This is a genomic window from Thermoactinospora rubra (assembly GCF_002093975.1).
Taxonomy (GTDB): Bacteria; Actinomycetota; Actinomycetes; order Streptosporangiales; family Streptosporangiaceae; genus Nonomuraea; species Nonomuraea rubra_A.
Genome location: NZ_MSZZ01000052.1, coordinates 28,860 through 55,553, shown reverse-complemented (window position 1 = coordinate 55,553; position 26,694 = coordinate 28,860). Strand labels below are relative to the sequence as shown.

Sequence of the window (26,694 nt, the reverse complement as noted above, 5' to 3'; positions counted from 1 at the left end):
CGATGTTCGAATACGCACCCGCACCGGAATCGCGCGACATCGTCGACATCAAGCCGTCCTACGGGCTGTTCGTCAACGGCGAGTTCGTGGACGGCGGCGGGCCCGGCCTCAAGACGGTCAACCCCGCGACCGAGGAGCCGCTCGCCGAGGTCGCCACGGCGACCTCCGACGACGTCGACCGCGCCGTCCAGGCCGCGCGCAAGGCCTTCGGGGTCTGGAGCGCGCTGCCCGGCGCCGAGCGCGCCAAGTACCTGTTCCGCATCGCGCGCATCATCCAGGAGCGCGCCCGCGAGCTGGCCGTCCTGGAGTCCCTCGACAACGGCAAGCCCATCCGCGAGTCGCGCGACGTGGACCTGCCGCTGGTGGCCGCGCACTTCTTCTACTACGCGGGCTGGGCCGACAAGCTGCGCTACGCCGGCTTCGGCGACAACCCGCGCCCGCTGGGCGTGGCAGGCCAGGTCATCCCGTGGAACTTCCCGCTGCTCATGCTGGCCTGGAAGATCGCCCCGGCCCTGGCCTGCGGCAACACGGTGGTGCTCAAGCCAGCCGAGACGACGCCGCTGACCGCGCTGGCCTTCGCGGAGATCTGCCAGCAGGCCGACCTGCCGCCGGGCGTGGTCAACATCGTGACCGGCGCGGGCGACACCGGCGCGGCCGTGGTCGCCCACCCCGACGTGGACAAGGTGGCCTTCACCGGCTCCACCGAGGTCGGGCGCGTCATCGCCCGCACGGTGGCGGGGACGAACAAGAAGCTCACGCTGGAGCTCGGCGGCAAGGCCGCGAACATCGTCTTCGAGGACGCGCCGATCGACCAGGCCGTCGAGGGCATCGTCAACGGCATCTTCTTCAACCAGGGCCACGTCTGCTGCGCGGGCTCGCGGCTGCTGGTGCAGGAGTCGATCCAGGAGGAGCTGCTGGACTCGCTCAGGCGCCGCATGGCCACCCTGCGCGTGGGCGACCCGCTGGACAAGAACACCGACATCGGCGCGATCAACTCCGCCGAGCAGCTGGCCAAGATCCGCGACCTGTCCGCGGCCGGGGAGAGCGAGGGCGCCGAGCGCTGGTCGCCCGCGTGCGAGCTGCCGCAGCGCGGCTTCTGGTTCCCGCCGACGCTGTTCACCGGCGTGGCCCAGTCCCACAGGATCGCCCGCGAGGAGATCTTCGGCCCGGTCCTGTCGGTGCTGACCTTCCGCACCCCCGCCGAGGCGGTGGAGAAGGCCAACAACACCCCCTACGGCCTGTCGGCGGGCGTCTGGACCGAGAAGGGCTCGCGCATCCTGTGGATGGCCGACCGGCTGCGCGCCGGCGTGGTCTGGGCCAACACCTTCAACAAGTTCGACCCGGCCTCGCCGTTCGGCGGGTACAAGGAGTCGGGATACGGCCGCGAGGGCGGGAAGATCGGGCTGGAGGCCTACCTTGACGTGTGATTACTCCAAGCGACGCAGGAGGCGGGCGCAGGCCGCCCGTGGCAAGGCGCTGGCGCGGGCGGGCCGCCCGGTCCGCACCGGCTCCTACGCCCACCGGTGCGGGGTCAGCCGCTGCGGGCACATCTTCGAGCCCGTCCTGCCGATCCAGGAGCCGCGGCGATGAGCAGGCTGTCCGTCCGCAAGACCTACAAGTTGTTCATCGGCGGGGCCTTCCCCCGGTCCGAGAGCGGGAGGTCCTACGTCGTGACCTCGCCCAAGGGCGACTTCCTCGCCAACGCCGCCAGGGCCTCGCGCAAGGACGTCCGCGACGCGGTCTCCGCCGCGCGCAAGGCCTTCCCCGGCTGGTCGGGGGCGACGCCGTACAACAGGGGGCAGATCCTCTACCGGATCGCCGAGATGCTGGAGGGGCGGCGCGCGCAGTTCGCCGAGGAGGTGGGCGGCGGGAAGAAGCCCGCGCTGGAGGCCGTGGACGCCGCCGTCGACAGGCTCGTCTGGTACGCCGGGTGGGCCGACAAGATCGCCTCGGTGTACGGCACGCCGAACCCTGTGGCCGGGCCGTACCTCAACCTGTCCACCCCCGAGCCGACCGGCGTCGTCGGCGTCGTCGCACCGGCCGACCCGCTGCTCGGCCTGATCTCGGTGGTCGCGCCCGTGATCGTCACGGGCAACACGTGCGTCGTGGTCGCGGCCGAGCGGGCGCCGCTCCCGGCGATCACGCTGGGGGAGGTGCTGGCCACCTCCGACCTGCCGGGCGGGGTGGTGAACATCCTCACCGGTCACCAGGCCGAGCTGGCCCCCTGGCTGGCCTCCCACATGGACGTCAACGGGCTCGACCTGACCGGCGTGACCGATCCCGAGCTGGCGCTGGCCTGCGAGCAGGCGGCGGCCGAGAACCTCAAGCGCGTGCTGCGGCCCGTCACGCCCGACTGGAGCGCCGAGCCGGGGATCGAGCGGATGACCCGGTTCCTGGAGACCAAGACCGTCTGGCACCCGGCCGGGATCTAGCCGTAGCCCGGCGCGTGCCGTGGCCACGGGCGGGCGGACTCCAGCTGGGCGGCCAGGCCGAGCAGCTGGGGTTCGCCGCCCGGCGGGGCGACGAGCTGCACGCCGATGGGCAGGCCGGTGGAGTGGGTGGCGAACGGCACGGTGATCGCGGGCCAGCCGCACATGTTCCACGGGCCGGTCGCCGGGGCGAAGCGGACGTTCAGCGCGAGGTTGCGGAGCAGGCCGCGGCTGCCCCAGCGGCGTGCCGGGGGCGGGAGCAGGGCGACGGTCGGCGTGGCGACGACGTCGGCGTCGCCGAACCACGTCTCCGCCGCGCCGTCGCGCCAGCGGGCCCGGCCGCGCGAGCCGTCCAGCTTGAGCCGGTTGAGCAGCCATCCGGCGCGGGCCATGGACCGGGTGCGCGGCTCCAGCAGCCTGCGGTCCAGCCCGGCGGCGTCGTCGGCGGCGCAGGCCAGCCAGGCGGCCACCGTCGCCGGGCCGAGCCAGACGGGGAGCCGCCGCCCGTGCTCGACGGCGGTGTGCCCGGCCATGCGCAGCGTGTCGACGGCGGCGCGCACCGCGGCCTGGAACTCGGCGTCGACATGCAGGCCGGGCGGCAGCGGCTGGGGCGCCGCGGCCACCCGCAGGTCGAACGGCTCCGGGCTGGCCGGGCGCTCGCGGGGCGCACGGAAGGCGTAGTCGTCGGACTCGTCCCAGACCGAGCGCAGGGGGCGGGGCGCGGGTTCGGTGCGCCTGCCGTACTGCCAGGACTCGGCCAGATCGGGGTCGGCGGCGATCACCGACAGCGCGAGCGCGAGGTCGGCCACGGTGGTGGCGATCGGGCCGTTCTCCGACAGGCCGCGCCAGGCGTGGGCGGGCGGCGGGACCAGCCTCGGGCCGGGCTTGATGGCGAGCACGCCGCACGCGGCGGCGGGGATGCGCAGCGAGCCCATGCCGTCGTTGCCGACGGCGATCGGCGCCATCCCGGCGGCCACGGCCGCGGCGGAGCCGCTGGAGGACCCGCCCGCGGTGCGCTCGGGCTGCCACGGGTTGCGCACCGTCCCGTAGACGCTGTCGCCGACGCCGACCAGGCACAGCTCGGGAACGTTCGTCAGGCCCAGGACGACGGCGCCCGCGGCGCGCAGCCGGGCGACCACGGGATGGTCCTCGCGGGCGGGTTCCCCGGCGCCGGCGCGCGAGCCGTTGCGCGGCGCCTCACCCGCGACCTCCAGGTTGTCCTTCACCGCCACCGGCACCCCGGCCAGCGGCAGGTCCTCCAGGTCCGCGCGTTTCTGTACGGCACGCGCCTCGTCGAGCGCCTGCTCCCTGACCCGGCGGAACGCGCCGATCCGGCCGTCGCGCTCGGCGACGGCGTCGAGGTGGTCCTGGACGACCGCGACGGCCGACACCTCGCCCCGCCGTACCGCCTCGGCGATCTCGACGGCCGATCTTCCAGCCCATGACATGTCCCGATTTTGGACCTTGATCGGGCGTTCGCCTAGCCTTGCGGGCCCGTCCTCTCCAGCGCGTCCAGAACGGACTCCAGCAGGCCGGGGAACCGCTTCTCCAGGTCCTCGCGGCGCAGGCGGATGAACTTGCGCCGCCCCTCCTGCCGGGTCAGCGTGAGCCCGGACTCCCGCAGGATCCGGTAGTGGTGCGACATCGTCGACTTGTGGAGCCCGACCTCGGACCCGAGGCCGGTGCAGGTGAGCTCGCCCTCCCTGGAGAGCCGGTCGACGATCTCCAGGCGCACGGGGTCGGCCAGGGCGCGGAGCACCTCCGCGAGCTGGATCTCCTCGGTGGCCGGGTGCGGCAACAGGCTCATGCCCTCACTCTACGACGGTTTGAGGGTTTGACAACAATCCAACTTTGAGCCAGTTTGATGAGCGTCCAACTTTTTGGAGGATCGCGTGAACCGGCCGCTGTACCCGCTCGCCCTCGGCAACTTCGCCGTCGGCACCGGAATGTTCGTCACCGCCGGGCTCGTCCAGCCCATCGCCCACGACCTGGACGTCTCCCCGGCCGTCGCCGGGCAGATCATGACCGTCTTCGCCCTGTCGTACGCCGTGCTGTCGCCCGTCCTGGCCGCTCTGACCGCCCGCCTGTCGCGCAAACGTGTCCTGCTGATCGGCCTGGCGGTCTTCGTGGCGGGCAACGTCCTCACCGCCCTGGCCCCGGCCTTGGAGCTCGTGCTGGCCACCCGGGTGATCACCGCGGTCGGCGCGTCGATGTTCACGCCGACCGCCTCGGCCGTGGCCAGCGCTCTTGCCACGCAGGAACGCCGCGGCCGGGCACTGGCGCTGGTGATGGGCGGGCTGACCGTGTCGACCGCGATCGGCGTGCCGCTCGGCACGCTCATCGGCGCCGCCGACTGGCGCGCCACGCTGTGGACGGTCGCCGGGCTCGGCGTGATCGGCTTCCTCGGCGTCGCCCTGGTGGTGCCGGACCTGCGGCTGCCCGCCTCCGGCCGCATCAGGGACCGCTTCGCGCCGCTGGCCGACCCGGGCCTGCTCGCCGTGCTCGTCACCCAGCTGCTGGCCTTCGCGGCCTTCTTCTCCGCCTACACCTACCTCGACTCCCTGCTCGACGTGCCCTTCGTGGCGGTGCTGTGGGCCTTCGGCGTCGGCGGCGTGGCCGGCAACCACTTCGGCGGCCGGCTCACCGACGCCTACGGCCCGCGCCTGATGGTCTTTCTCGCGCTCGGCTCGGCCACGGTGCTCATGGCGCTCATCCCGGTGGCCAACCTCGCCCTGCCCGTCGCGCTGGTCTGGGCGTTCCTGTGGGGCGGCCTGGGCTGGCTGATCGGCCCGTCCCAGCAGCTCAGGACCGTCGCCGCCGCGCCCGGCGACGTGCCCGTGGCGCTGGGCCTGCTGTCGTCGGCGCAGTACGTCGGCATGTTCGTGGCCGGCCTGTCCGGCGGCCTGGCCCTGGAGTGGTACGGCAGAGCGGGCGTGACGACGTTCGCCGTCGTGGCAGGCGCGGCGACCGTGCTGTTCACGCTGGCGACCTACCGCAGGCCGGCAACGCAGACCAAAGTCGCTGCCGCCGGCCGGCGCGCCTGAGCCACAATGCCCACGTGGACGCCTCCGTTGACGCAGACCCCCGAGACGAGCCCGCCCCGTTCTGGACCGTGGTGGGGCTGACCACCCTCTCGGCGGTCGCGGTGATCGCCCTGAGCCGGGTGGCGGGCGCGTCGAACTGGAAGTTCCTGCTGCTCGGCCCGATCGCGCTGGTCGTCTACGAGGTCGTCGTCCACGAGGTGTGGTGGAAGCGCTGGTGGGGCGCGATCCCCGGGGCGGCCGTCGGGGCCGCCGTCTACTTCGAGGGCGCCCAGGCGCTGGCGGACCTGGTCGGCCGGGCCTGGGCGGAGCCGGTCGCCTACGTCGCGGCCTGGGCCGCCTTCGCGGCGGTCTTCTGCCTGGCTAGCCGTTGGCCGGCAGCCAGCCCAGGGTCACGGCCAGGATGATGAACGCGCCCAGCGCCACCCGGTAGATCACGAAGCCGGTGAACCTGTGGGTGCTGATGTACTTCAGGAACCACGACACCGCCAGGTAGCCCACCACGAACGAGATCGCCGTGGCCAGGATCGTGGGCCCCCAGTCGGGCGAGCCCTCCTCGCCGATCTTGCGCAGCTCGAAGACCCCCGCGCCCAGCACGGCCGGGATGGCCAGCAGGAAGGAGTAGCGCGCGGCCTCCTCCCGGCGGTAGTCCAGCAGCAGGCCGGCGGTGATGGTGCCGCCGGAGCGGGACACGCCGGGGATCAGCGCCAGCGACTGGGCCAGGCCGCACACCACCGCGTGGACCGGGCTGAGGTGCTTCTCCAGCGTCAGCTTGTTGCGTGCCGTACGGTCGGCGAACCACAGGATCAGCGCGAAGACGATCAGCGTGGTGCCGACCAGGCGCAGGTCGCGGAAGACGGTCTCGATCTGGTCCTTGAACGCCAGGCCCAGCGTCACGATGGGCAGGGTGCCGAGGATGATGTACCAGCCCATGCGGGCGGCGGGGGCGCCGCGCAGCTCCGGCCGCCACAGCGCCCTCGTCCAGGTCGAGACGATCTCCCAGATCTGCCGGCGGAAGTAGATGAGCACCGCCGCCTCGGTGCCGAGCTGGATGACCGCCGTGAACGCCGCCCCGGGGTCCTCCCAGCCGAAGAAGGCCGACAGCACGCGGATGTGGGCGCTGGAGGAGATCGGCAGGAACTCCGTCAGCCCCTGGATGAGTCCGAGGACCACCGCTTCCAACCAGCTCACGCGCGCGCACCTTTCTGACGGGAGACTGACGGGGAGACCCAGCAAAGGCTAACGGACCACGGGAGTGTACGGCGTGCGGAGAAGCTGGAAGAATGCGCGCCATGCACGGGCGCCCCCTGGTGCTCGTCGACGTCGATGGCGTGCTCAACCCGCTGGCGGCGCGGCCCGGATTCAGGCGCTACCAATGCGCCATCCGCGACGAGACCTACACGGTCCGCCTCAACGAGGCACACGGGACCTGGCTGATGGAGCTCGCCCTGTCGGCGCGGGCGGAGCTGGTGTGGGCGACCACCTGGGAGGAGGCCGCCAACGAGTGGATCGCGCCGCGCATCGGCCTGCCGCCCCTGCCGGTCATCCCGATGGCTCCCGACCTGCCGTGCGAGCTGGGCGAGATGTTCAAGACCCCGCATGTGGCCGAGTACGTGGCCGGGCGGCCGTTCGTGTGGTTCGACGACCAGGTCTTCGAGGAGGACGAGAAGTACCTCGGGGCCCGCCGGGGAATCGGCCCCTTCCTGCTGATCAATGTCGATCCCAGGCTCGGGCTGACCAGGGAGCACATCGAGTGCGCCCGGGAATGGCTGACCCTGTCAGGGTTTTCTCAGGGTCGGTAACTGGAACGCGGATCTCGGGGCAGTCCGTTTTCCAGGTGAAAGCCGAATCCACTGGGAGGCATAGCGATGCACCGCTCCAGCAAACACAAGATCTTCGGCGGCGTCTGCGGCGGGATCGCCGAGTCGCTGGGCTGGTCGCCCACGCTCGTCCGCATCCTGTGGCTGGTCGCCTCCGCCCTGCCGTTCGTCGGCATCCCCCTGTACATCGTGCTCTGGATCATCCTGCCGCTGCGCTAGCCTCGAAGCATGAGGCAACGGCCCCTGTCGGTGATGCGCGACGAGCTGGTCGACTATGAGCCGGCGATGGAGCGCATGAAGGAGCTGGTCGGCGAGCGCCAGCGCGAGGAGCGGCCCGACACGCTGTGGCTGCTCAGCCATCCGCCGGTCTTCACCATCGGCCGGCGCACTCCCATCGAGCACCTGCCCGACCCCTCGCGCGGCGTGCCGGTGGTGGAGACCACCCGTGGCGGGCAGCTCACCTACCACGGCCCCGGCCAGCTGGTCGGATATCTGATCGTCAAGCTCGACGAGGGCGAGGGCATCGTCGACTACGTGCGCGAGGTCGAGCTGCGCCTGGTCGAGGCGCTGGGCAAGCTGGGCCTGCCCTGCGAGCGCCGCGACACCCCGCCCGGCTCGGAGCTGCTCACGGGCGTGTGGACCGTCGAGACCGGCCGCAAGATCGTCTCGATCGGGATGCGGCAGAGCCGGGGGGTCACCAGCCACGGCTTCGCGCTCAACGTCGACGGCGACCTCGAGCCGTGGAAGTGGGCCGTGGCCTGCGGGATGCCCGACGTCGACATGACCTCGATCAAGCGCGAGCTCGGGCGCGCCTCGATGGACGAGACCGTCGCCGCCGTGATCGAGGCTTTCGAGGGGTACGGCTGAGCCGTACCCCTCGCGAGCGGGGTCAGGCGACCGGCACCTCGTCGACCGTGCGGCGCGGGCCGGTGAACCACTTCTTGGCCGACAGGTTCCACCACAGCGCGATGCCGAGGAGCACCACGCCCAGCAGGATCGGCGCGTAGTTGACCGACGTCCAGGTGAAGTCGGGGTTGCCGGGGATGCCGGCGGGTGACAGCGGCATGATGAAGTAGATCGAGATCACGACGATCTCGACGCACGCGATCCAGCACAGCACGCGGTACTTCGACCCCAGCGTCCACGGACCCGGCACGAACCGGTCACCCATCCGCAGGCGCAGCCAGATCGGGATGAGGAACGCCACGTAGAGGCCGATCACGGCGATCGAGACCACCGCGTAGAACGCCACCGGGGTGCCGAGTCCGGGAGGGGCGTAGAGCGCGGGCAGCGTGATCAGGCCGGCCACGGCGCACCCGGCGATGATCGCGTTGACGGGCGTCCGGTTGCGGTCGACCTTCGACCACAGCCGCCAGCCGGGTACGGCGCCGTCGCGCGAGAAGGCGTAGGTCATCCGCGACATCGAGGTCACGCAGCTCATGCCGCAGAAGAACTGGCCGATCGTGGAGATCGCGAAGACCGCGGTGGCCAGGTTCGCCGGGAGCGCGGTGTCGAAGATCGCGCCCACGAAGCCGAACTGCTTGTTGATCTCCTCCACGTTCGTGGCGGCGAACAGGAACGACAGCAGCAGGATCCAGCCGCCGACCGCCGAGTAGAAGATCGACTGCCACAGGCCCTTGGCCGCCGACCGGGCCGCGCCCTGCGTCTCCTCCGACACGTGGGCGCAGGCGTCGAAGCCGGTGATCGTGTACTGCGTGAGCAGGAAGCCCAGCGGCAGCACGTAGAACCAGAACACGCCGTCGTCGAAGCCGGAGTTGTTGATCGTCTCGGTGAACACGAAGCCGAGCGTCTGGTGCTCGCTGGGAGCGAAGACCAGGATCGCGACGACGATCGCCGCGCCGGCCACGTGCCACCAGACCGAGACGTTCTGCAGCAGTGAGATCAGCCGGTGGCTGAAGATGTTGATCAGCGCGTGGAGGATGAGGATTACCACGAACAGCAGGAACGCCTGGGTGAGCGTGCCCTCCCAGGCCCCGCCGGTGAGCCTGTTGAGCGTGATGTTGAGGAAGGTCGCGCAGCCGTAGTCGACCGAGGCGGTGACCGCCACGAGGCCGATGAGGTTGAGCCAGCCGGTGAACCAGCCGTGGACGGGCCTGCCCAGCTTGGCGGCCCACCAGTAGATGCCGCCCGCGGTCGGGTACGCCGAGACCAGCTCCGACATGCAGAAACCGATGATCAGAATGAAGATCGAGATGATCGGCCAGCCCCACGAGATCGCGATCGGCCCGCCGTTGTTCCACGCCTGGCCGAAGGTGGTGAAGCAGCCGGCCAGGATGGAGATGATGGAGAAGGAGATGGCGAAGTTGGAGAAGCCGCTCCACGTTCTGGCCAGCTCCTGCTTGTAGCCGAGCTCGGCGAGCCGCTTGGCGTCCTCGTCGACGGTCATGGGTGGTGCTCCTTACCTGGGGGGTTTCCGGACGGCGTCGATCAGCCGCCCGAAGGCTGGGTCGTCGAGGGCGCGTACGGCTTGCGCGAGCTTGTCGGCCGCCTCGGCCTCGTAGTCGAAGTCCGCCCTGGTGGTCAGCAGCCCGGAGTGGACCGAGAACCACAGCGTCCACGTCACGTTCGACATGATCGCGAAGAGCCGGACCCGCGCGACGTCGATGCCGTACGCCCTGGCCAGCCTCGCCGTCTGGTCAGGGTCGAAGTCGGCCTCGGCGGCGATGTCGCCGAGCTCGAAGGCCGGGTCGTTGTTGCCGGACAGCTGGTAGTCGACGATGCGGACGCCGGAGGGGGTGGTGATGAAGTTCTCCGGCAGCAGGTCGTTGTGGCAGGGGACGGCAGGCACGGCGGGCATGGCCCGCTCGATGTCGGCCACCGCGGGCAGGACGTCCTTGAAGCCGGGCGGCATGGGGAGGTCGTGCTCCCGGCAGATGGCGATGAACTGCCGCAGCTTGTCGAAGATCGAGAAGTCGTTGACGAACCGCGGCCCGGCGTGCAGCGTCCGGCACGCCTTCGCGACGCCCTCGATGTCGTCCGCCACGCCCTTGGCGTCGAGCGTGACGCCGTCGATGTACTCCAGCAGGAGCGCGCCGGCCTCCGGCCACAGGTGCACGATCCGCGCGCCCACCCCGGCCCGCGCCGCCCGGACCGTGTTGGCGATCTCCTGGTCGATCGGGATCCCGAGCCCGGCGGCCGAGACCGCCGGGTCCAGCACCCGTAACAGCCACCTCCGGCCGTCCTCGGCCTCCACGCGGGCGATCCGGTGGCTCAGTCCACCCTTGATCGGCACAGCGGTGACGGGTTGTCCGGCCCAGGAGGCCACCAGGTCGATCGCGTCAGGCATGCGGGACTCCTTTTGGCCTATATTTAGACCATTCCCGGCGTGCCCGCTAGAGGGTCACTCCACCGTTTCGATCACGCGACGTCGTCGACCTCTGCCGAAGCCCGGCCTCGCCGGCCCCGTCCACCCGCTGTCTACCCGCTGTCTACCCGCTGCGCCGCTGACCGCTCAGGCGCCGAAGGCGTCGAGGGCGGCCTGGCAGAACGCCTTGAGGTCGTCCGGCTTGCGCGAGGTCACCAGCGTGTTCGGCCCCGAGGTGTCCACCACGACCTCCTGATCCACCCACGTCGCCCCGGCGTTGCGCAGGTCCGTCCGCAGGCTCGGCCAGGACGTGAGCGTACGGCCGCGCACGACGTCGGCCTCGATCAGCGTCCACGGCGCGTGGCAGATGGCGGCCACGGGCTTGCCGGAGTCGAAGAACTCCCGCACGAAGCGCACCGCCTGCGGGACCGTGCGCAGGAAGTCGGGGTTGGCGACGCCGCCGGGCAGCACCAGCCCGTCGAACTCGGCCGGGGAGGTGCTGTCCACCGTCGCGTCGACGGCGAAGTGGTCGCCCTTGTCGAGGTGGTTGAACGCCTGGATCCGGCCCTGCTCGGTCGAGACCAGCAGGGGGGTGCCGCCGGCCTGCTTGACGGCCTTCCACGGCTCGATGAGCTCGACCTGCTCGACGCCCTCGGGGGCGACGAGGAACGCGATTGTCTTGCCGTCCATAGTCATGCCGCTCCCCTGCCCGGGGATCGCCGCCCCATGCCGCGCCACACCGGCCGCCTCGCCGTACCGGAACGGGTCATGCGCGGCACGCGGTCGCCCTATCGGGGTGAAAAATAACACCGCGCCATGCAACGGGAATGAAACAATTTTCCGCCACTCGTTGACACGTGGTCTCCCTAGGGTGTGCCTTCTTCTACAACAGGTAACCCCGCCTGAAGGTGAGGCACACATGACGAAATGGCTCGCGCGCCTGTCGGCGCTCGGGGTGGCGTTTTTACTGGTGGGACAGGGACAGACCGCCCTGGCCCAGAATCCCCAGCAGGCGGGGAAGAAGATCGTCCGGATCGGCTCCATCCAGTCCGTGGACTCGCTGAACCCCTTCAAGGCGGTGCGGCTGATCTCCGGGCAGATCCAGCGGTGGACCTACATGTTCCTCACCACGCCGGATCCCAAGACCCTGGAGCCGAGCCCGGACCTGGCCGAGTCCTGGAGCACCTCGGAGGACGGCCTCACGTGGACCTTCAAGATCCGTGAAGCCAAGTGGTCGGACGGCAAGCCGGTCACCGCGCACGACGCCGCCTGGACCTTCAACAAGATCATGACGGACGACGCGGCCAAGGCGGGCAACGGCCCGGCCGTGGAGAACTTCGAGTCCGTCACCGCCACCGACGACCGGACGCTGGTCATCAAGACCAAGGCGCCGCAGGCGTCGATGCTGGACAACCCCATCCCGATCGTGCCCAAGCACGTGTGGGAGACCAAGGACGTCGGGACCTACGAGGCGGAGGACAACCCGCCCACCAACGGCCCCTACATCCCGTTCGAGCAGAAGAAGGACCAGTACGTCAAGCTCAAGGCCAACCCCAACTACTGGCGCGGCGAGCCCAACGTCCACGAGCTGCAGGTCATCTTCTACGAGAACCCCGAGGCCGCCGTCGCCGGCCTGAAGAAGGGCGACATCGACCTCATCGGCCGCCTGGCCGCGCCCCAGTGGGAGGCCGGCGCGGGCGACCCGAACATCGTGCAGTGGAACACCCCCGGCCGCCGCGCCGCCTACCTGCAGATCAACCACGGCGCCACGACCAGCGACGACAAGCCCGTCGGCGACGGACACCCCGCGCTGAAGGACGTCAAGGTGCGCCAGGCGCTCCACTACGCCATCGACAAGCAGAAGCTCGTCGAGGAGGTGCAGAACGGCCTGGCGGTGGCCGCCAACGGCTCGATCGTCCCGCCCATGTACAAGGACTTCTTCTGGGAGGCGACCGGCGAGGAGAAGGTCACCTTCGACCTGGCCAAGGCCAACCAGATCCTGGACGAGGCGGGCTACAAGAAGGGCCCCGACGGCGTCCGCACGATGCCCGACGGCAAGCGCAAGCTGGAGTTCCGCTTCAGCATCCACACCGACACCCCGACCGAGGACAAGCTCGCCCAGTTCCTCACCGGGTGGTTCAAGGAGATCGGCATCACGCTGACCACGAGGAAGCTCGACTCCAACAAGTTCACCGAGGAGACCGGCAGCACGGCCCTGTTCGACATCGCGATCAGCGGCTGGTCGGTCAACCCCGACCCCGAGGAGGTGCTGGCCACCCACCTGTGCAGCAGGCGGCCCACCCCGACCGGCGAGGGCGGCGGCACCGAGTCGTTCTGGTGCAACAAGGAGTACGAGGACCTCTACCAGCAGCAGCTGAAGGAGCTCGACCGCGCCAAGCGCGCCGAGCTCATCAAGCAGATGCAGCGCAACCTCTACGTCAACGCGCCGGTCATCGCGATCTACTACCCGAACAACCTGGAGCTGTACCGCAAGGACCGGATCACCAGCATCACCCCGGTGCCCGAGGGCAGGCCGGGCGAGGGCATCCTGTACGGCGGCGTCAGCGGCTGGCCGATGTACTCCATGGACGCCAAGCCCGTCGAGGCCGCCTCCTCGGCCGCCGGCGGCGGCGCCAACACGGGGGTCATCATCGGCGTGATCGCCGCCGTGGTCGTGCTGGCCGGCGGCGGCCTCCTGCTGGCCAGGCGGCGCAAGACCGCCGCGGAAGACCGCGAGTAGATGACCGCCCCGATCGACACCCCGATCGAGACCGGGCCCGCCGCCGTCGAGGAGACGGCGGCGGGCCCGCGGGGGCTGCTGCGGTACGCGGTCACCAAGCTGGGCGGGGCGCTGCTCAGCATCGGCATGGTGATCGTCGCGACGTTCTTCGTCTTCCGCCTCATCCCCGGCGACCCGGTCATCGCCTACACCAGGGACGTGCCGCTCAGCCCCGACCAGATCGCGCTGCTGCGCAAGCAGATGGGGCTGGACCAGCCGCTGCCGCAGCAGTTCCTCGACTTCGTGGTCAAGACCCTGCAGTTCGACCTGGGCACCTCCTATGAGTACCGCAGGCCGGTCGCCGAGCTCATCGGCGAGCGCTTCGGCCCGACGCTGCTGCTGACCGGGGTGGGCCTGGTCATCGCCGTCAGCCTCGGCCTGTGGCAGGGCACCCGGGCCGCCTGGAACCACGGCGGCCGGTTCGACCGCCTGTCCACCGGCGTGTCGCTGGTGCTGTGGTCGGTGCCGACGTTCTGGCTCGGCCTGCTGCTGCTCATGGTGTTCGGCGCCGGGATCGGCCCGATCCCCGGCATGTTCCCCACGCGCGGCATGGAGAGCGTGGACGCGCCCGACGGCTTCGCCTACGTGCTGGACGTCGCCCACCACATGGTGCTGCCCTGCCTGACCCTGGTCGCCGTGGTCTACGCGCAGTACCTGCTGGTCATGCGCTCCTCCCTGCTGGACGAGATCGGTCAGGACTACGTGACCACCGCGCGGGCCAAGGGCCTGCGCGACGATCTGGTACGGCGGCGCCACGCCGTGCCCAACGCGCTCCTGCCCACCGTCACGCTCGTCTTCATCCACATCGGCTTCGTGGTGGGCGGCGCGGTGTCGGTGGAGACGGTCTACTCCTGGCCCGGCCTGGGGCTGCTGTTCTACGAGGCCATCAAGGGGCCCGACTTCGCGGTCATGCAGGGGACGTTCCTGGTGGTGTGCGTCGCGGTGATCGTCATGAACACGCTGGCCGACGTGGCCTATCACATCCTCGACCCCCGGGTGAGGTCGACGTGAGCGAGCTTGTCGAGCTCACCAGTGAGCACAGCACCGCTGCGGTCATGAGGCCGACGAAGGAGGCCGCATGACCGCGATCGCGTGGACCCGGCGGCGCCGGGCGCTCGGACGCTTCTGGGAGCAGTACAGCCGGCAGCGGGCCGGGGTCGTGGGCGCGGTCATCCTGGTCGTGGCCGTCGTCGTGGCGCTGGCCACGCCGCTGGTCAGCGACCCGGACATCATGGACGTCACCAAGGCCACCGGCGAGAAGATGGCCCCGCCGAGCCTGGAGTTCCCGCTCGGCACCGACGAGTCCGGCCGGTCCATCCTCGGGATGATCATGTGGGGCTCCCGGGTCTCGCTGCTCATCGGCTTCATGTCGGCGCTGCTCAGCATGGTCATCGGCACGGTCGTGGGCATCGCGGCCGGTCACTTCCGCGGCTGGGTCTCCGCCGTGCTCATGCGGATCACCGACTGGTTCCTGGTGCTGCCCTCGCTCGTGCTGGCCCTGGTCCTGTCGGCCATCCTGGGCGGCGGCACCTCCACGATCATCCTGGCCATCGGGATCACCTCCTGGGCCGGCACGGCCCGGCTCATCCGGGCGCAGACGCTGGCCGTGGAGGCCAGGCCGTACATCGAGAGGTCCAAGGCGCTGGGCGCCGGGCACTGGCACATCATGAGCCGCCACGTGCTGCCCAACGTGGCGCCGCTCGTGCTCGCGAACACCACGCTCCAGGTCGCCAGCGCCATCGTGGCCGAGTCGACGCTGGCCTTCCTCGGCGCGGACTCCGGCCAGGCGTCCTGGGGCGGGCTGCTGCGCGGCTCGTACGACTGGGGCGCGGCCACGAAGGGCGCCTGGTGGTACATCCTGCCGCCGGGCGTCTGCATCGTCGCGGTCGTGCTGGCCTTCACGCTGGTGGGCCGGGCGCTGGAGGCCGTGCTCAACCCACGACTGCGGGGGAACGCCTGATGACGCTGCTCGAACTGCACGACGTCTCGGTCACCTACCGGATCGCGGCCGGCGAGGTGCCCGCCGTACGGAACGTGGACCTGGCCCTGGCCGCGGGCGAAGCCCTCGGGATCGCGGGGGAGTCGGGATCCGGCAAGTCGACGCTGGCCATGGCGCTGCTGCGGCTGCTTCCCCGCGGCGCGCGCGTCGACGGCCGGATCCTCCTCGACGGCGAGGACGTGCTGACCATGAAGTGGGGACGGCTGCGCGCGGTCCGCTGGGCCTCGGCGTCGATCGTCTTCCAGGGGGCGCAGCACGCGCTCAACCCGGTGCGGCGCATCGGCGACCAGATCGCCGAGCCGCTGCTGGTGCACGGGCTGGCCAAGAACCCCGGCAAGCGGGTGGCCGAGCTGCTGGGGCAGGTGGGCCTGCCCGCGTGGCGGGCGCGGTCGTACCCGCACGAGCTGTCGGGCGGCCAGCGGCAGCGGGTCATGATCGCGATGGCGCTGGCGTGCGAGCCGCGGCTCATCATCGCCGACGAGCCGACGACCGCGCTGGACGTCATGGTGCAGGCCCAGGTGCTGTCGTTGATCAAGAAGCTGATGGCCGAGCACGGCATCTCGATGATCATGATTTCTCATGATTTGTCGGTCCTGGCGGACATGTGCGACCGGCTGGCCGTCATGTACGCCGGGCGCCTCGTCGAGGTCGGCCCCTCGCGGGAGGTCTTCCACGACGCCAAGCACCCCTACAGCCGGGCGCTCGCCGCCGCGTTCCCCACGGTCGGCGACCCCGCCTCGCGCATGGCCCCCCGCGGCCTCGGCGGCGATCCGCCCGACCCCATGGCCCTGCCGACGGGCTGCCCCTTCCACCCCCGCTGCCCGGTGGCGCTGCCGGAGTGCTCGTCGGCGGCGGTCGAGCTGTGGCCGGCGGGGCCGGGCCGTACGGCGGCCTGCGTCCACGTGCTGGAGGACCCTCCGGCCGCCGCGGTACCCGATGAGGCGAGGGTCGCCGTCGACAAGGAGGCATCGTGACCGAGGTGGCGACAGCGCGCAAAACCCTCCTGGAGGCCACCGACCTGCGCGTGGAGTTCCCCAGCCGGGGCCGGAGGGCCAAAGCCGTCGACGGGGTGAACATCGCGGTCGGCGAGGGCGAGATCGTGGCGCTCGTGGGCGAGTCCGGCTGCGGCAAGACCACGCTCGCCCGCACCCTCCTCGGCCTGGAGCGTCCCACCGCCGGCCGGGTCATGTACGGCGGAGCCCCCCTGAGCTACACCTCCAGGGCGCTCAAGGCCTACCGGAGGGAGGTCCAGCTCGTCCTGCAGGACCCCACGGGTTCGCTGAACCCCCGGCACACCGTCTACGAGGCCGTCGCCGAGGGGCCGCGCATCCACGGCCTGCCCGACGAGGAGCGGATCGTCGCCGAGGCGCTGAGCCACGCCGGCCTGCGCCCCGCCGAGCGGTACTTCCTGCGCTACCCCCACGAGCTGTCGGGCGGCCAGCGCCAGCGGGTGGTCATCGCCGGCGCGCTGGCGCTCCAGCCCCGCATCCTCGTCGCCGACGAGCCGGTCGCCTCCCTCGACGCCTCGGTGCGCGGGGAGATCCTCGCCCTGCTGCTGCGCCTGCGCGAGGAGCTGGGCCTGGCCGCCCTGGTCGTCACCCACGACCTGGGACTGGCCTGGAACATCGCCGACCGCGTCGCGGTGATGTACCTCGGCCGCATCGTCGAGTCCGGCCCCGTCGAGCAGGTCCTCAAGGAGCCGCGCCACCCCTACACGCAGGCGCTCCTGTCGGTCCTGCCCGAGTCGCCGGAGCGCGTGGTGCTGGCCGGCGAGCCGCCCGACCCGACCCGCGTCCCCGGCGGGTGCCGCTTCCACCCGCGCTGCCAGGTGCTGGCCTCGGGGCTGGCGGACGAGGCGGACGTGGGGCACCGGTGCCGGGATGAGGCGCTCGCGGTGCTGCCGGCCGTACCGGACGCCCAGGCGGCCTGCCACTACGCGAACAGGTGAAAGGGGGCGCGGTCCGCACCCCATCGGACCGCGCCCCCGCGGGCCGGCCCCGGCCGCCGCCAGGACGGGGCAGGCCGGAACTCAGGCGGCCAGGGGCGAGTACTCCGCCGCCTCGCCGCCCGCCAGGATCACGCTGCGCCCGCCGTCGACGCCGACCGGGACGTCGCCCGCCACGGTGACGCGGTGCAGCCTGCGCGGCCCGGCGAAGTCGTGCACCACCCGGTGCTGGGTGGCGCGGTTGTCCCAGACCGCGACGTCGCCCGGGGCCCAGCGCCACCGCACGGTGTTCTCCACCTGGGTGACGTGGTCCTGGACGAGCCGGATCAGCGAGTCGGACAGCGCACGCGGATAGCCCGCGATCCGCCGGGCGAAGTCGCCGAGCAGGATGGAACGCTCCCCGGTCTCCGGGTGGACGCGCACGACCGGGTGCTCGGTCTCGTAGACGGTGGAGGCGAAGACCTCGGCGTGCCTGCGGGCCTGCTCCGGGTCGTCCGAGGTCGCGATCCTGGCGTAGTCGAACTGGTTGGTGTGGACCGCGCGCAGCCCGTCGAGCAGCGTGCGCAGCGCTTCGGGGAGCGTCTCGTAGGCGGTCACGGTGTTGGCCCACAGGGTGTCGCCCCCGGCGGGCGGCAGCTCGATCGCCCGCAGGACCGAGGCGAGCGGGGGCCGTTCGACGAAGGTGACGTCGGTGTGCCAGCGGTCGACCTTCTGGCCCGACCGGTAGTCGAGGTCGAGGATGTGCCCGTCGAGCGAGGGCAGCGTCGGGTGGCCGGTGGTGAGCTCGCCGAGCAGCCCGGCGAAGGCGATCTGGCTCTGCTCGTCGAGGTGGTCCTGGCCGCGGAAGAAGACGACCTTGTGGGCGAGGAGGGCCTGGCGGATCCGCGCGACGACGTCGGCGGGCAGGTCGCCGCCCAGCCGTACGCCGGAGATCTCGGCGCCTATGCGCCCGGCGACCGGAGTGATGGTGAGGGACATGGATTTCGCCTTTCCGTTGAGGTGGGGACGGGGACAACGGAAGGGCGACATCGGACGGTGAGAAGCGCCATGGCCCTATTCTCCTTAAAACAAGTAGGAAATGCAAGGAATGCGAGAATGGAGGGCATGCGATTCGGCGTCCTCGGTCCCCTCGAGGTCTGGGCGGACACGGGCGAGGAGATCGCCGTCGCCGGTCCGCGGCCCCGGGCGCTGCTCGTGCTGCTCCTGCTGGAGGCGGGCCGCGTGGTCGGCGTCGACCGGCTCGTCGACGGCCAGTACGGCCAGGCCCCGCCCGCCAACGCGGCCAACGCGATCCAGGCGCAGGTCTCGCGGCTGCGCCGTACCCTCCCCGGGCTGATCGAGCACCACCCCACCGGCTACCGCCTCGCGGTCGACCCCGGCGACGTCGACGCGCACCGGTTCGAGCGCCTGGCCGCGGAGGGGCGGCGGCTGCTGTCGGACGGAGACCTCGAAAAGGCGGCAGCCACGCTGAAGGAGGCCCTGGCGCTGTGGCGCGGCCCCGCGCTGGCCGACCTGCCCGCGGCCGGGGCACAGGCCACGCGGCTGGAGGAGTTGCGGCTGACGGCGCTGGAGGACCTGGTCGAGGCCGAACTCGCCCTTCCGCGGGGCACCTCGGTGGCCGAACTGCGCCGCCTGGCCGAGGCCCACCCGCTGCGCGAGCGGCTGGCCGGGCAGCTGATGCGCGCGCTCCACGCGGCCGGCTGCCAGGCCGAGGCGCTGGCCGTCTACGAGCGGGTCAGGAAGACCCTGGCCGAGGAGCTGGGCGCCGACCCCTCGCCGGAGCTGGCCGAGATCCACCTGGCGGTCCTGCGCGCCGAGCAGCCACGCAGGCGCGGCGTGGCCGCCCCGCTGACCAGCTTCGTCGGACGCGAACGCGAGCTGGCCGGGCTCGGCGGCGACCGGCCGGCCACGCGGCTGGTCACGGTCGTGGGCCCGGGCGGCGTCGGCAAGACCCGCCTGGCCGTCGAGGCCGCCCGGCGGCACCCCGACGCCTGCTTCGTCGACCTGGCGCCGGTCACCGACCACGTCGCGCACGCCGTCCTCGCCGCGCTGGGCGTCCGCCAGACCGGCCTGGGGGCCGCCGACCCGGTCGGCCGCCTGGTCACCGCCATCGGCGACCGCGACCTGCTGCTCGTGCTGGACAACTGCGAGCACGTCGTCGCCTCCGCCGCCGCCCTGGCCCGCGAGCTGCTCGCCGAGTGCCCGCGGCTGCGCGTGCTCGCCACCAGCCGCGAACCCCTGGACGTCACCGGCGAGACGCTGGTGCCGCTGCCGCCGCTGGCCGTGCCCCCGCCCGACGTCTCCCCGGCCGCCGCCCTGGACTATCCCGCCGTCCGCCTCTTCGCCGACCGGGCCCGTGCCGTACGGCAGGGCTTCCGGCTCGACGAGTCCACGGCCGGGCCGGTGGCGCGCATCTGCGCCGCGCTGGAGGGCCTGCCGCTGGCGATCGAGCTGGCCGCGGCCCGGCTGCGCACGTTCGGCGTCGAGGAGATCGCCGCCCGGCTGGCCGAGCACGGCCGCTTCGCGCTGCTCTCGCGCGGCGACCGCACGGCCGCCGCCCGGCACCAGACGCTGCGCGCGGTCGTGGAGTGGAGCTGGGACCTGCTCACCCCGCAGGAACGGGAGCTGGCCAGGCGGTTCTCGGTGTTCGCCGGCGGCGCGTCGCTGGAGGCGGTCGAGGCGATCTGCGGCGGGCCGCCGGACGGGCTGGTCGACAAGTCGCTGGTCATGTTCGACGGCGAGCGCTACCGCATGCTGGAGACCGTCCGGCTGTTCTGCGCCGAGCGCCTGACCGGCGACGTGCGGGCCGCCCACGCCCGCTACTACCTGCGGCTCGCCCAGCGGGCCGAGCCGCACCTGCGCCGCGCCGAGCAGCTGGCGTGGCTGGCTCGGCTGTCGGCCGAGCACGCCAACCTCATGGCCGCCCTCCGGCACGACCCCGAGACCGGGCAGCGGATGGTCGCGGCGCTGGCGGCGTACTGGTGGCTGAGCGGGCGGCGCAGCGAAGCCGGGGAGGCGGCGGCCGGGCTGCTGGAGCCGCTGCCGGGGCTGGAGGAGGAGTACGTGGCCTGCGTGCTCCACGCCGTGCCACGCGCGGCGCCCGAGCACTGGGAGCGGGCGACCGAGATCATGCGGGCGATGGACCGGCCGCTGCGCCACCCCTTCCTCGTCGCGCTGTGGGGGATGGTCGCCGGCCCCACGGGGTTCGACGGCGACACGATGGTCGGCGGCGACCCGTGGAGCAGGGCGCTGGCCGGACTGGGCGAGAGCCTGCTCATGGCCGTGGGCGGGCGGCCGGGCGAGGCGGAACCCGAGCTGGAGGAGGTTCTGGGCCGCTTCCGCGAGCTGGGCGAGCGGTGGGGGATCTCCCAGGCGCTCGACGCGCTCGCGCTGATCGCGAGCTGGCGCGGGGACTGGCGGCGGGCCCGCGAGCTGCATGATGAGGCGTTGCGGCTGCTGGAGGAGCTCGGCGCGGCGGAGGAGTGCGTCGACGTGCTCACGCGCCGGGCCGAGGCGCTGATCCGCGAGGGTGACCTGGACGCGGCACGGGCCGACCTGGCGCGGGCCGAGGGGTACGCCAGGAAGGCGGGCCGGACCGGCGTCGCGCATCCGGGATCCGGCGAGCTGGCCCGGCTGTCGGGCGACCTGGACGGGGCACGCGCTCGCCTGGAGCTCGCGCTGCGCTCCTGGCAGGGCGGCGGCTTCGGCGCCGAGGGCGTCCGGGCGCGGATTCTCACGGCTCTGGGACGGCTGGCCCAGGCGTCCGGGGACCTGGACAGGGCGCGGGCGCGGCACCGGGAGGCGGCGGCCGCCGTCCGCGGGTCGCCGCTGCTGGCCGACGTTGCCGACGCCGTGGAGGGGCTGGCGGGAGCCGTACCGCCGCAGGAGGCGGCAGTGCTGCTCGGCGCGGCCGTCGCGCTGCGCGGGACCACGGTGGCGGGAGACCGGGACGTGGCGCGGACCGTGGAGGAGGCCAGAGCCGCCCTCGGTGTGGAGGCGTTCGCGGCGCTGTATGCACGGGGAGCCGCGATGGGCCGGGAGGAGGCGCTGACAGCGGTGGACGCGGCTGTCAGCCGATAGTCGACGGGCTGTCAGCGTGCTCCCCGATCGTCGAGGGCATGGACATCCTCATCTCCGGCGCCGGCATCGCCGGTCCCGCCCTCGCGCTCTGGCTCGCCCGCTCCGGCCACCGCGTCACGGTCGTGGAGAAGGCCCCCGCGCTGCGCCCCGGCGGCCAGGCGGTCGACTTCAAGGGCGCCACCCACCTGACCGTCCTGGAGCGCATGGGCATCCTGGAGGAGGTACGGCGGCGCCAGACCGGAGGCACCGACCACCGCATCATCGACGCCGACGGCAGGACGCTCGCGGTCGTCCCGCGCGAATTCACCGGCGGCGACGTCGAGATCCTCCGCGGCGACCTCTCGGCCCTGCTGTACGAGCGCACGAAGGACGGCTGCGAGTACGTCTTCGGCGACTCCATCGCCTCGCTGACCGAGACGCCCTCCGGCGTGCACGTCACGTTCGAGTACGGCACGCCCAGGACCTTCGACCTCGTCGTGGGCGCCGACGGCATCCACTCCCAGGTCAGGCGGCTCGCCTTCGGCCCGGAACGCGACTACGTGCGGCACCTGGGGTACTACTATGCCCTCGCCGACATCGGTGGCGTGGGGTCCGGCTCGGTCATGTACACCGAGCCGGGCAGGACGGTCGCCGTCGAGGGGTCCCATGGGCCTGCCCTGCTCATCTTCGCCTCACCCGAGCTCGACTACGACCGCGACGACGCCGAGCAGCACAAGCGGATCATCGCCGACGCCTACCGCGGCGCCGGCTGGCGGGTGCCGGAGCTGATCGCCCGGCTGCCGCGGGCGCGGAACGTCTACCTCGACTCCATCAGCCAGGTCCGCATGGACCGCTACGCCAGGGGGCGTGTGGTGCTGATCGGCGACGCCGCCTACGGCAACACGCTCGCCGGGTTCGGCACCGGGCTGGCCGTCGTCGCCGCCTACGTGCTGGCCGGAGAGCTGTGCCGGGCCGATTATCGCACCGCCTTCGAACGCTACGAGAGGCTCTTCCACCCCTACGCGAGGTCCGCCAGGAGCGGCAACGCCGGATCCTTCCTCGCGCCGCCGACGCGGGGAAGGATCCGGATGCGCAACTGGATGTTCAAGCGGCGGCTGCTGTTCGGGGCACTGATGAAGCTGACCGACAAGCTCGCCACCGACATCGACCTGCCCGACTACACCTCCTTCAGCTGGCCCGCGTCGACCACGTAGTCCGCCCCGACGATGCCGGCCGATCGCGGCGAGACCAGCAGCGCCACCACGTCGGCCACCTCCTGGGGGTCGATCAGGCGGCCGGTGAGGAGCCTCATCATCTCCGGCGCCACGCGGTCCATCACGGCGTCGCGGTCCGCGCCCGTCGCGGCGGCCAGGACGTCGGCCGCGCCGCCTTCCTCGGTCCACCAGGCCGTCCGCACCGGCCCGGGGGTGACCGTGTTGACCCGGACGCCCTGCGGGCCGTACTCCTCCGCCAGCGACTTGGTCAGGGCGGTGAGTCCCGCCTTGGCGGCGGTGTAGTCGACGTTCATCGGCGCGGGCATCCTGGCCATGGTGGTGGACACGTTGACGATCGCCCCGCCGCCCCGCTCCAGCATGAGCGGGATGGCCGCCCGGATGGCCCGCACCGGCGCCAGCAGGTTGAACTCGACCATCCGGCGCCAGTCCTCGTCGGTGGGCGTCAGGAAGCCGAAGCGCGGCAGCGTGACGCCCGGCGGCCGGCCGCCCGCGTTGTTCACCAGGATGTCCAGGCCGCCGAACCGCTCGGCCGCGTGCCGTACCGCCCGGGCCGGGGCCTCGGGGTCCATCAGGTCGGCGGGCACGTGCACCGCGCCCGCCTCCTCCACGCCGGCGCCGGCCGAGCGGGAGACCGCCACGACCTTCGCGCCCTCGGCCGCCAGTGTGCGCACCACGGCCAGGCCGATGCCCTTGGAGCCGCCGGTCACCACGGCCACCTTGCCGTCAAGTCCCATATCCATGACCACGAACGTATTCGCAGCTCACCAGGCCTGACCGGCGGCGATCGGACGGGTAATTCCGGCGGATTCCGGACCCGGAATCCCGGTCCGTCAGAAGGCGCTGATCGTGGCGGGCGCCCGTTCGGTACGGCTCAGCGCGCGGATCACCGCGGTCGGGCCGTGCTTGTGCACCGCGAGCCGCGCCAGCAGGTCGACCACGGGGTCGATGATGTCGCCCGGCAGCTCGGGGGTCGGGATGCCGACGCTGGCCGCCAGGTCGTCGGAGTGCACGACGATCTCCATCATGCGGGTGAGGAGGAAGTCGTCGAGCGTGAGCGCCCACTCCGTCCACGGCAGGTAGACGACGTGGTCCTCCGGCTGGGCCGGGAGTGCCTGCTTGAGGCCGTCGAGCACCTCCTGCGCCCGGGCCACCAGCGCCGCCGGGCCGTCCGCCGCCGCGGCCTCGCCGCCCTTGCGGATGCTGACGTTCGACTCGTGGCTGAGGCCCGCGTTGACCCACGCCGAGCGGGCGTAGTGCTCGCTGAGGGGGATCGGGGCGCCGTCGTGGCCGTCCTCCAGCGCCTGGGGCACGCGGAACACCTGCTGGGCCAGGTGACCGGCCAGGCCGCCGACGGTGAACTCCGTCAGCGCGCTGGGCTTGCCCCACGCGGCGGCCACCGCCGGATCGCGCAGCAACGACACCGCCGAGGACGCGGCGAGCAGATACGACTCCCTGACGTTGCCCATGCGTACCCTTTCTTCGGATTCATGCCCGTGCAAAGACTAACCCGCCGCCCTTGGAGGAACCGTTGACGAAGGCACGTGTGGCCCTGGTGACCGGCGCGAACCACGGCATCGGCGCCGCCACGGCCGTGACCCTCGCCGCCCGCGGAGCGAAGGTTTTTCTCACTTACAAGCGCCTGGAGCCGCTGGCTCATCCCGCTTTCCCCGAGGAGTACGACAGGGCACGCGCGTCGGGGGCCGAGGAGGTGGCGGAGGAGATCGTCAAGGCGGGCGGCACGGCCGTGGCCGCCGAGGCGGACCTGGCCGACCCCGCCGGCGCCCGCGAGCTGTTCGACCGGGCCGAGGAGGCGCTCGGACCGGTGGAGATCCTGGTCAACAACGCCAGCGGATGGGTGCAGGACACCTTCCTGCCGGACGCGGCCGACGACCTCGGGCGTCCGATGCGCCGTGTGTCGGCCGACACGTTCGACCGGCAGTTCGCGGTCGACGCCCGCGCGCCCGCGCTGCTGATCGCCGAGTTCGCGCGGCGCCACGTGGAGCGGGGCGCCACGTGGGGCCGCATCATCGGGCTCACCTCGGGCGGCCCGCAGGGCTTCCCGACCGAGGTCTCCTACGGCGCCGCGAAGGCGGCCCAGGAGAACTACACCATGGCGGCGGCACACGAGCTCGGCCGCTACGGCATCACGGCCAACATGGTGTATCCCCCGGTGACGGACACGGGCTGGCTCACCGACGAGGCGCGGGAGACGCTGACCGGGATCAGCCCGCTGCGGCACATCGGCCGCCCGGAGGACGTCGCCGAGGTCATCGCCTTCCTCGCCTCCGACGCCGCCGGATGCGTCACCGGCAACGTGATCCGCCTCCATTAGGTGGTGAACAGGGCGCTTAGGTGGTGAACAGGGCGCTGACCGACTCGCCGTCGTGGATGCGGCGCATGGCCTCCGCGAGCGCGGGCGCGACGGACAGCACGGTGAGCTTGTCGCCGGCCACCGGCACGGGCACCGTGTTGGTGCAGACGATCTCCTGGACGTCCGGCTCGCCGGCCAGGCGCTCCACCGCGCCGTGCGCGAACAGGCCGTGCGTGCAGGCGATCCGGTAGGACCGGGCGCCGCGTTCCCGCAGCCGTGCGAGCAGCTCGATCACCGTTGAGCCCTTGGCGATCTCGTCGTCGAGGACGATCACGTCCTTGCCCGCCACGTCGCCGATCACCGTGCCGATGACCACCCGGTCGTCGCTGAAGCGCTGCTTGGCCCCGACGGCGACCTCGACGCCGAGCAGCCGGGCGAAGGCGGCCGCCTCCTTGGCGTTGCCCAGGTCGGGGGAGACCACGACGGTGTTGCCCAGGTCGTGGCGGCGGAAGTGCGCGGCCAGCTCGCGCAGGGCATGGAGGTTGTCGACGGGCACGCTGAAGAAGCCGTGCACCTGCGGCGAGTGCAGGGTCATGGTGAGCACCCGGCTCGCCCCCGCCGTCACCAGCAGGTCGGCCACCAACCGGCCGCCGATCGAGATGCGCGGCGCGTCCTTCTTGTCCGAGCGCGCGTAGGCGTAGTGGGGCATGACGACCGTCGTGCGGGCCGCCGAGGCGCCCCGGGCCGCGTCGAGCATCAGCAGCAGCTCGACCAGGTGCTCCTGCACCGGCGGCACGAGCGGCTGGATGACGAATACGTCGCGCTCGCGGCAGTTGGCCTGCAACTGCACTTCCAGGCAGTCGTTGGCGAAGCGGCTGACCCGCACGGGGCTCAGCGGCACGCCGAGGTGGGCGCAGATCTCCTGGGCCAGGGCGGGGTGGGCGCTGCCGCTGAAGACCGTGATGTCACGCACGCCCACATTAGATCACCGGCGCGGTATCACCCGGCCGCCGGGCCGTGCCGTACGGTCAGCCACTCGGTCTCGGCGGGGCGGTAGCCGAGCCGGCCGGTGAGGAAGCCGGCGACGGCGGCCATGTGGTAGGCGCCGTAGACGACGGCGACGACCAGCGGCTGCTGCTGCCGCGCCCGGAAGACGCGGCCCAGCTCCAGCAGCAGCTCCTTGTCGCGGTCGTGGAGGGTGAAGCGGTCCCACGCCCTGCCGAGCGGCCAGGCGGGCTCCTGCGGCCTGGTCGTGTCGTCCACGTCCGGCAGGTTGCGCGGGAAGGCGATGCGGCTCAGCCACGTCACGGCGGCCCCGGCGGACTCCAGGACGGGATCCCACGGGCCGGGCGGCTCGTCGGCGGGCTGCCGCTCCGGCCACAGCACCGGCACGCCCAGCGCCTCCAGGTCCAGGGCCACCACCTGGTCGACCAGGCCGTCGAAGCGCACCCGGGCCAGCCGCCTGAGCTGCCTCAGCTCCGCGTGCGGCAGCCCCTCGGCCACGATGAGGCCGCAGCCGCGCAGCCGGGCCGCGACCTGCTCGTAGAAGGCGGGCTCGGCCACGTGGACCATCGGGAAGAGCGCGAACTGCAGCGGCGTGCCAGGCCGGCGGAGGATGGTGACCGCCGACCTGACAATGTCGTCCCGCGACTCGATGAACCGCATCACGCGGGCAACGAGCGGCGGCTCCCGTGACGTTCCCGCGAGCCGTACCTCGTCGAGCGCAAGTGGCCCGCCTGGACAAGGCGATG

At 72.1% G+C, this 26,694-nt stretch carries 27 protein-coding genes; 16 read left to right on the top strand and 11 right to left on the bottom strand.

The annotated features are described in order from the left end of the window. Positions 1 to 2 precede the first annotated feature (2 nt). Genes BSB02_RS31835 through BSB02_RS31830 form a run of 3 tightly spaced genes read left to right on the top strand, consistent with a single transcriptional unit; the run spans position 3 to position 2,432 of the window. Positions 3 to 1,427 (top strand): aldehyde dehydrogenase family protein, encoded by a 1,425-nt coding sequence (locus BSB02_RS31835; RefSeq protein ID WP_084964640.1) that lies wholly within the window; start codon positions 3 to 5, stop codon positions 1,425 to 1,427. Further along, on the top strand, positions 1,417 to 1,590 hold the full coding sequence (locus BSB02_RS40795; protein ID WP_158088786.1) for a hypothetical protein: 174 nt from the start codon (positions 1,417 to 1,419) through the stop codon (positions 1,588 to 1,590). The genes BSB02_RS31835 and BSB02_RS40795 overlap by 11 nt, the downstream gene beginning before the upstream one ends. Continuing rightward, positions 1,587 to 2,432: an aldehyde dehydrogenase family protein gene (locus BSB02_RS31830; RefSeq protein WP_084964638.1), complete on the top strand. Its 846-nt coding sequence runs from the start codon at positions 1,587 to 1,589 to the stop codon at positions 2,430 to 2,432. Before BSB02_RS40795 ends, BSB02_RS31830 begins: the two co-directional genes overlap by 4 nt. Here BSB02_RS31830 and BSB02_RS31825 read toward each other — a convergent pair. Together BSB02_RS31825 and BSB02_RS31820 are read right to left on the bottom strand one after the other, a co-directional pair. Then, the gene (locus BSB02_RS31825; RefSeq protein ID WP_084964636.1) at positions 2,429 to 3,877 is read right to left on the bottom strand and encodes an amidase; all 1,449 of its coding nucleotides are present in this window, start codon (positions 3,875 to 3,877) and stop codon (positions 2,429 to 2,431) included. The two genes, BSB02_RS31830 and BSB02_RS31825, sit on opposite strands and share 4 nt — an antisense overlap. Before the next feature lie 32 nt (positions 3,878 to 3,909). Continuing rightward, positions 3,910 to 4,236, bottom strand: coding sequence for an ArsR/SmtB family transcription factor (locus BSB02_RS31820; protein ID WP_084964634.1), 327 nt, complete (start codon positions 4,234 to 4,236; stop codon positions 3,910 to 3,912). Between the two features lie 85 nt (positions 4,237 to 4,321). Here BSB02_RS31820 and BSB02_RS31815 point away from each other — a divergent pair, with 85 nt between their 5' ends. Beyond that, the gene (locus BSB02_RS31815; protein ID WP_084964632.1) at positions 4,322 to 5,473 is read left to right on the top strand and encodes an MFS transporter; all 1,152 of its coding nucleotides are present in this window, start codon (positions 4,322 to 4,324) and stop codon (positions 5,471 to 5,473) included. Between the two features lie 14 nt (positions 5,474 to 5,487). After that, a complete protein-coding gene (locus tag BSB02_RS31810; protein WP_143591396.1) occupies positions 5,488 to 5,877 on the top strand; it encodes a hypothetical protein in 390 nt (129 codons plus the stop codon). Here the strand turns inward: BSB02_RS31810 and BSB02_RS31805 are convergent. Then, positions 5,834 to 6,661, bottom strand: coding sequence for an undecaprenyl-diphosphate phosphatase (locus tag BSB02_RS31805; RefSeq protein WP_084964628.1), 828 nt, complete (start codon positions 6,659 to 6,661; stop codon positions 5,834 to 5,836). The genes BSB02_RS31810 and BSB02_RS31805 overlap by 44 nt on opposite strands. A gap of 101 nt (positions 6,662 to 6,762) precedes the next feature. Here BSB02_RS31805 and BSB02_RS31800 point away from each other — a divergent pair, with 101 nt between their 5' ends. The 3 genes from BSB02_RS31800 to lipB all read left to right on the top strand — a co-directional run bounded on the left by BSB02_RS31800 (position 6,763) and on the right by lipB (position 8,157). Then, positions 6,763 to 7,272: an HAD domain-containing protein gene (locus BSB02_RS31800; protein WP_084964677.1), complete on the top strand. Its 510-nt coding sequence runs from the start codon at positions 6,763 to 6,765 to the stop codon at positions 7,270 to 7,272. Positions 7,273 to 7,338: 66 nt separating this feature from the next. Beyond that, on the top strand, positions 7,339 to 7,509 hold the full coding sequence (locus BSB02_RS31795) for a PspC domain-containing protein (RefSeq protein ID WP_084964626.1): 171 nt from the start codon (positions 7,339 to 7,341) through the stop codon (positions 7,507 to 7,509). Between the two features lie 9 nt (positions 7,510 to 7,518). Then, entirely contained in the window at positions 7,519 to 8,157 is a 639-nt protein-coding gene (gene lipB, locus BSB02_RS31790) for a lipoyl(octanoyl) transferase LipB (RefSeq protein ID WP_084964624.1), read from the top strand. 22 nt (positions 8,158 to 8,179) lie between these two features. Here lipB and BSB02_RS31785 read toward each other — a convergent pair whose 3' ends face one another. The 3 genes from BSB02_RS31785 to BSB02_RS31775 all read right to left on the bottom strand — a co-directional run bounded on the left by BSB02_RS31785 (position 8,180) and on the right by BSB02_RS31775 (position 11,305). Beyond that, on the bottom strand, positions 8,180 to 9,697 hold the full coding sequence (locus BSB02_RS31785; protein ID WP_084964622.1) for an amino acid permease: 1,518 nt from the start codon (positions 9,695 to 9,697) through the stop codon (positions 8,180 to 8,182). Positions 9,698 to 9,709: 12 nt separating this feature from the next. After that, the gene (locus tag BSB02_RS31780) at positions 9,710 to 10,597 is read right to left on the bottom strand and encodes a choline/ethanolamine kinase family protein (protein ID WP_084964620.1); all 888 of its coding nucleotides are present in this window, start codon (positions 10,595 to 10,597) and stop codon (positions 9,710 to 9,712) included. A 165-nt stretch (positions 10,598 to 10,762) separates the two neighbouring features. Beyond that, complete coding sequence (locus BSB02_RS31775) at positions 10,763 to 11,305, bottom strand: type 1 glutamine amidotransferase domain-containing protein (RefSeq protein ID WP_420855899.1); 543 nt, start codon at positions 11,303 to 11,305, stop codon at positions 10,763 to 10,765. Between the two features lie 229 nt (positions 11,306 to 11,534). Here BSB02_RS31775 and BSB02_RS31770 point away from each other — a divergent pair, with 229 nt between their 5' ends. From BSB02_RS31770 to BSB02_RS31750, 5 genes are all read left to right on the top strand, one after another. Further along, a complete protein-coding gene (locus BSB02_RS31770; RefSeq protein WP_084964617.1) occupies positions 11,535 to 13,355 on the top strand; it encodes an ABC transporter substrate-binding protein in 1,821 nt (606 codons plus the stop codon). Continuing rightward, positions 13,356 to 14,405, top strand: a complete 1,050-nt coding sequence (locus tag BSB02_RS31765; protein ID WP_084964615.1) for an ABC transporter permease — start codon at positions 13,356 to 13,358, stop codon at positions 14,403 to 14,405. It abuts the gene before it with no gap. 67 nt (positions 14,406 to 14,472) lie between these two features. Further along, positions 14,473 to 15,354 (top strand): ABC transporter permease, encoded by an 882-nt coding sequence (locus BSB02_RS31760; RefSeq protein WP_084964613.1) that lies wholly within the window; start codon positions 14,473 to 14,475, stop codon positions 15,352 to 15,354. Then, positions 15,354 to 16,367 carry an ABC transporter ATP-binding protein gene (locus BSB02_RS31755; protein WP_084964611.1) on the top strand — a complete coding sequence of 338 codons (1,014 nt, stop codon included), beginning with the start codon at positions 15,354 to 15,356 and terminating at the stop codon, positions 16,365 to 16,367. Before BSB02_RS31760 ends, BSB02_RS31755 begins: the two co-directional genes overlap by 1 nt. Before the next feature lie 5 nt (positions 16,368 to 16,372). Then, a complete protein-coding gene (locus BSB02_RS31750) occupies positions 16,373 to 17,341 on the top strand; it encodes an ABC transporter ATP-binding protein (protein ID WP_420855900.1) in 969 nt (322 codons plus the stop codon). An 81-nt stretch (positions 17,342 to 17,422) separates the two neighbouring features. Here BSB02_RS31750 and BSB02_RS31745 read toward each other — a convergent pair whose 3' ends face one another. Then, positions 17,423 to 18,316: a TauD/TfdA dioxygenase family protein gene (locus BSB02_RS31745; protein WP_206185000.1), complete on the bottom strand. Its 894-nt coding sequence runs from the start codon at positions 18,314 to 18,316 to the stop codon at positions 17,423 to 17,425. A 126-nt stretch (positions 18,317 to 18,442) separates the two neighbouring features. Here BSB02_RS31745 and BSB02_RS43185 point away from each other — a divergent pair, with 126 nt between their 5' ends. Together BSB02_RS43185 and BSB02_RS31735 are read left to right on the top strand one after the other, a co-directional pair. After that, the gene (locus tag BSB02_RS43185) at positions 18,443 to 21,418 is read left to right on the top strand and encodes an ATP-binding protein (protein ID WP_084964675.1); all 2,976 of its coding nucleotides are present in this window, start codon (positions 18,443 to 18,445) and stop codon (positions 21,416 to 21,418) included. A gap of 38 nt (positions 21,419 to 21,456) precedes the next feature. Beyond that, the gene (locus tag BSB02_RS31735; RefSeq protein ID WP_084964606.1) at positions 21,457 to 22,611 is read left to right on the top strand and encodes an FAD-dependent monooxygenase; all 1,155 of its coding nucleotides are present in this window, start codon (positions 21,457 to 21,459) and stop codon (positions 22,609 to 22,611) included. Here BSB02_RS31735 and BSB02_RS31730 read toward each other — a convergent pair. Both BSB02_RS31730 and BSB02_RS31725 read right to left on the bottom strand, forming a co-directional pair. Then, positions 22,575 to 23,372, bottom strand: coding sequence for an SDR family NAD(P)-dependent oxidoreductase (locus tag BSB02_RS31730; RefSeq protein WP_084964604.1), 798 nt, complete (start codon positions 23,370 to 23,372; stop codon positions 22,575 to 22,577). The two genes, BSB02_RS31735 and BSB02_RS31730, sit on opposite strands and share 37 nt — an antisense overlap. A 90-nt stretch (positions 23,373 to 23,462) precedes the next feature. After that, positions 23,463 to 24,098: a maleylpyruvate isomerase N-terminal domain-containing protein gene (locus BSB02_RS31725; RefSeq protein ID WP_084964602.1), complete on the bottom strand. Its 636-nt coding sequence runs from the start codon at positions 24,096 to 24,098 to the stop codon at positions 23,463 to 23,465. Positions 24,099 to 24,160: 62 nt separating this feature from the next. Here BSB02_RS31725 and BSB02_RS31720 point away from each other — a divergent pair, with 62 nt between their 5' ends. Next, positions 24,161 to 24,964, top strand: coding sequence for an SDR family NAD(P)-dependent oxidoreductase (locus tag BSB02_RS31720; RefSeq protein WP_240506811.1), 804 nt, complete (start codon positions 24,161 to 24,163; stop codon positions 24,962 to 24,964). 16 nt (positions 24,965 to 24,980) lie between these two features. Here the strand turns inward: BSB02_RS31720 and BSB02_RS31715 are convergent, their stop codons facing one another. Together BSB02_RS31715 and BSB02_RS31710 are read right to left on the bottom strand one after the other, a co-directional pair. Next, positions 24,981 to 25,916: a ribose-phosphate diphosphokinase gene (locus BSB02_RS31715; protein ID WP_084964670.1), complete on the bottom strand. Its 936-nt coding sequence runs from the start codon at positions 25,914 to 25,916 to the stop codon at positions 24,981 to 24,983. A gap of 26 nt (positions 25,917 to 25,942) precedes the next feature. Continuing rightward, the gene (locus BSB02_RS31710; RefSeq protein WP_143591394.1) at positions 25,943 to 26,611 is read right to left on the bottom strand and encodes a hypothetical protein; all 669 of its coding nucleotides are present in this window, start codon (positions 26,609 to 26,611) and stop codon (positions 25,943 to 25,945) included. Positions 26,612 to 26,694 lie beyond the last annotated feature (83 nt).

Coding starts and splice junctions, on each gene's coding strand:
- BSB02_RS31835 (WP_084964640.1), top strand. CDS start 3: ATGTTCGAATACGCACCCGCACCGGAATCGCGCGACATCGTCGACATC.
- BSB02_RS31830 (WP_084964638.1), top strand. CDS start 1,587: ATGAGCAGGCTGTCCGTCCGCAAGACCTACAAGTTGTTCATCGGCGGG.
- BSB02_RS31825 (WP_084964636.1), bottom strand. CDS start 3,877: ATGTCATGGGCTGGAAGATCGGCCGTCGAGATCGCCGAGGCGGTACGG.
- BSB02_RS31820 (WP_084964634.1), bottom strand. CDS start 4,236: ATGAGCCTGTTGCCGCACCCGGCCACCGAGGAGATCCAGCTCGCGGAG.
- BSB02_RS31800 (WP_084964677.1), top strand. CDS start 6,763: ATGCACGGGCGCCCCCTGGTGCTCGTCGACGTCGATGGCGTGCTCAAC.
- BSB02_RS31795 (WP_084964626.1), top strand. CDS start 7,339: ATGCACCGCTCCAGCAAACACAAGATCTTCGGCGGCGTCTGCGGCGGG.
- lipB (WP_084964624.1), top strand. CDS start 7,519: ATGAGGCAACGGCCCCTGTCGGTGATGCGCGACGAGCTGGTCGACTAT.
- BSB02_RS31785 (WP_084964622.1), bottom strand. CDS start 9,697: ATGACCGTCGACGAGGACGCCAAGCGGCTCGCCGAGCTCGGCTACAAG.
- BSB02_RS31780 (WP_084964620.1), bottom strand. CDS start 10,597: ATGCCTGACGCGATCGACCTGGTGGCCTCCTGGGCCGGACAACCCGTC.
- BSB02_RS31775 (WP_420855899.1), bottom strand. CDS start 11,305: ATGGACGGCAAGACAATCGCGTTCCTCGTCGCCCCCGAGGGCGTCGAG.
- BSB02_RS31770 (WP_084964617.1), top strand. CDS start 11,535: ATGACGAAATGGCTCGCGCGCCTGTCGGCGCTCGGGGTGGCGTTTTTA.
- BSB02_RS31765 (WP_084964615.1), top strand. CDS start 13,356: ATGACCGCCCCGATCGACACCCCGATCGAGACCGGGCCCGCCGCCGTC.
- BSB02_RS31760 (WP_084964613.1), top strand. CDS start 14,473: ATGACCGCGATCGCGTGGACCCGGCGGCGCCGGGCGCTCGGACGCTTC.
- BSB02_RS31755 (WP_084964611.1), top strand. CDS start 15,354: ATGACGCTGCTCGAACTGCACGACGTCTCGGTCACCTACCGGATCGCG.
- BSB02_RS31745 (WP_206185000.1), bottom strand. CDS start 18,316: ATGTCCCTCACCATCACTCCGGTCGCCGGGCGCATAGGCGCCGAGATC.
- BSB02_RS43185 (WP_084964675.1), top strand. CDS start 18,443: ATGCGATTCGGCGTCCTCGGTCCCCTCGAGGTCTGGGCGGACACGGGC.
- BSB02_RS31735 (WP_084964606.1), top strand. CDS start 21,457: ATGGACATCCTCATCTCCGGCGCCGGCATCGCCGGTCCCGCCCTCGCG.
- BSB02_RS31730 (WP_084964604.1), bottom strand. CDS start 23,372: ATGGATATGGGACTTGACGGCAAGGTGGCCGTGGTGACCGGCGGCTCC.
- BSB02_RS31725 (WP_084964602.1), bottom strand. CDS start 24,098: ATGGGCAACGTCAGGGAGTCGTATCTGCTCGCCGCGTCCTCGGCGGTG.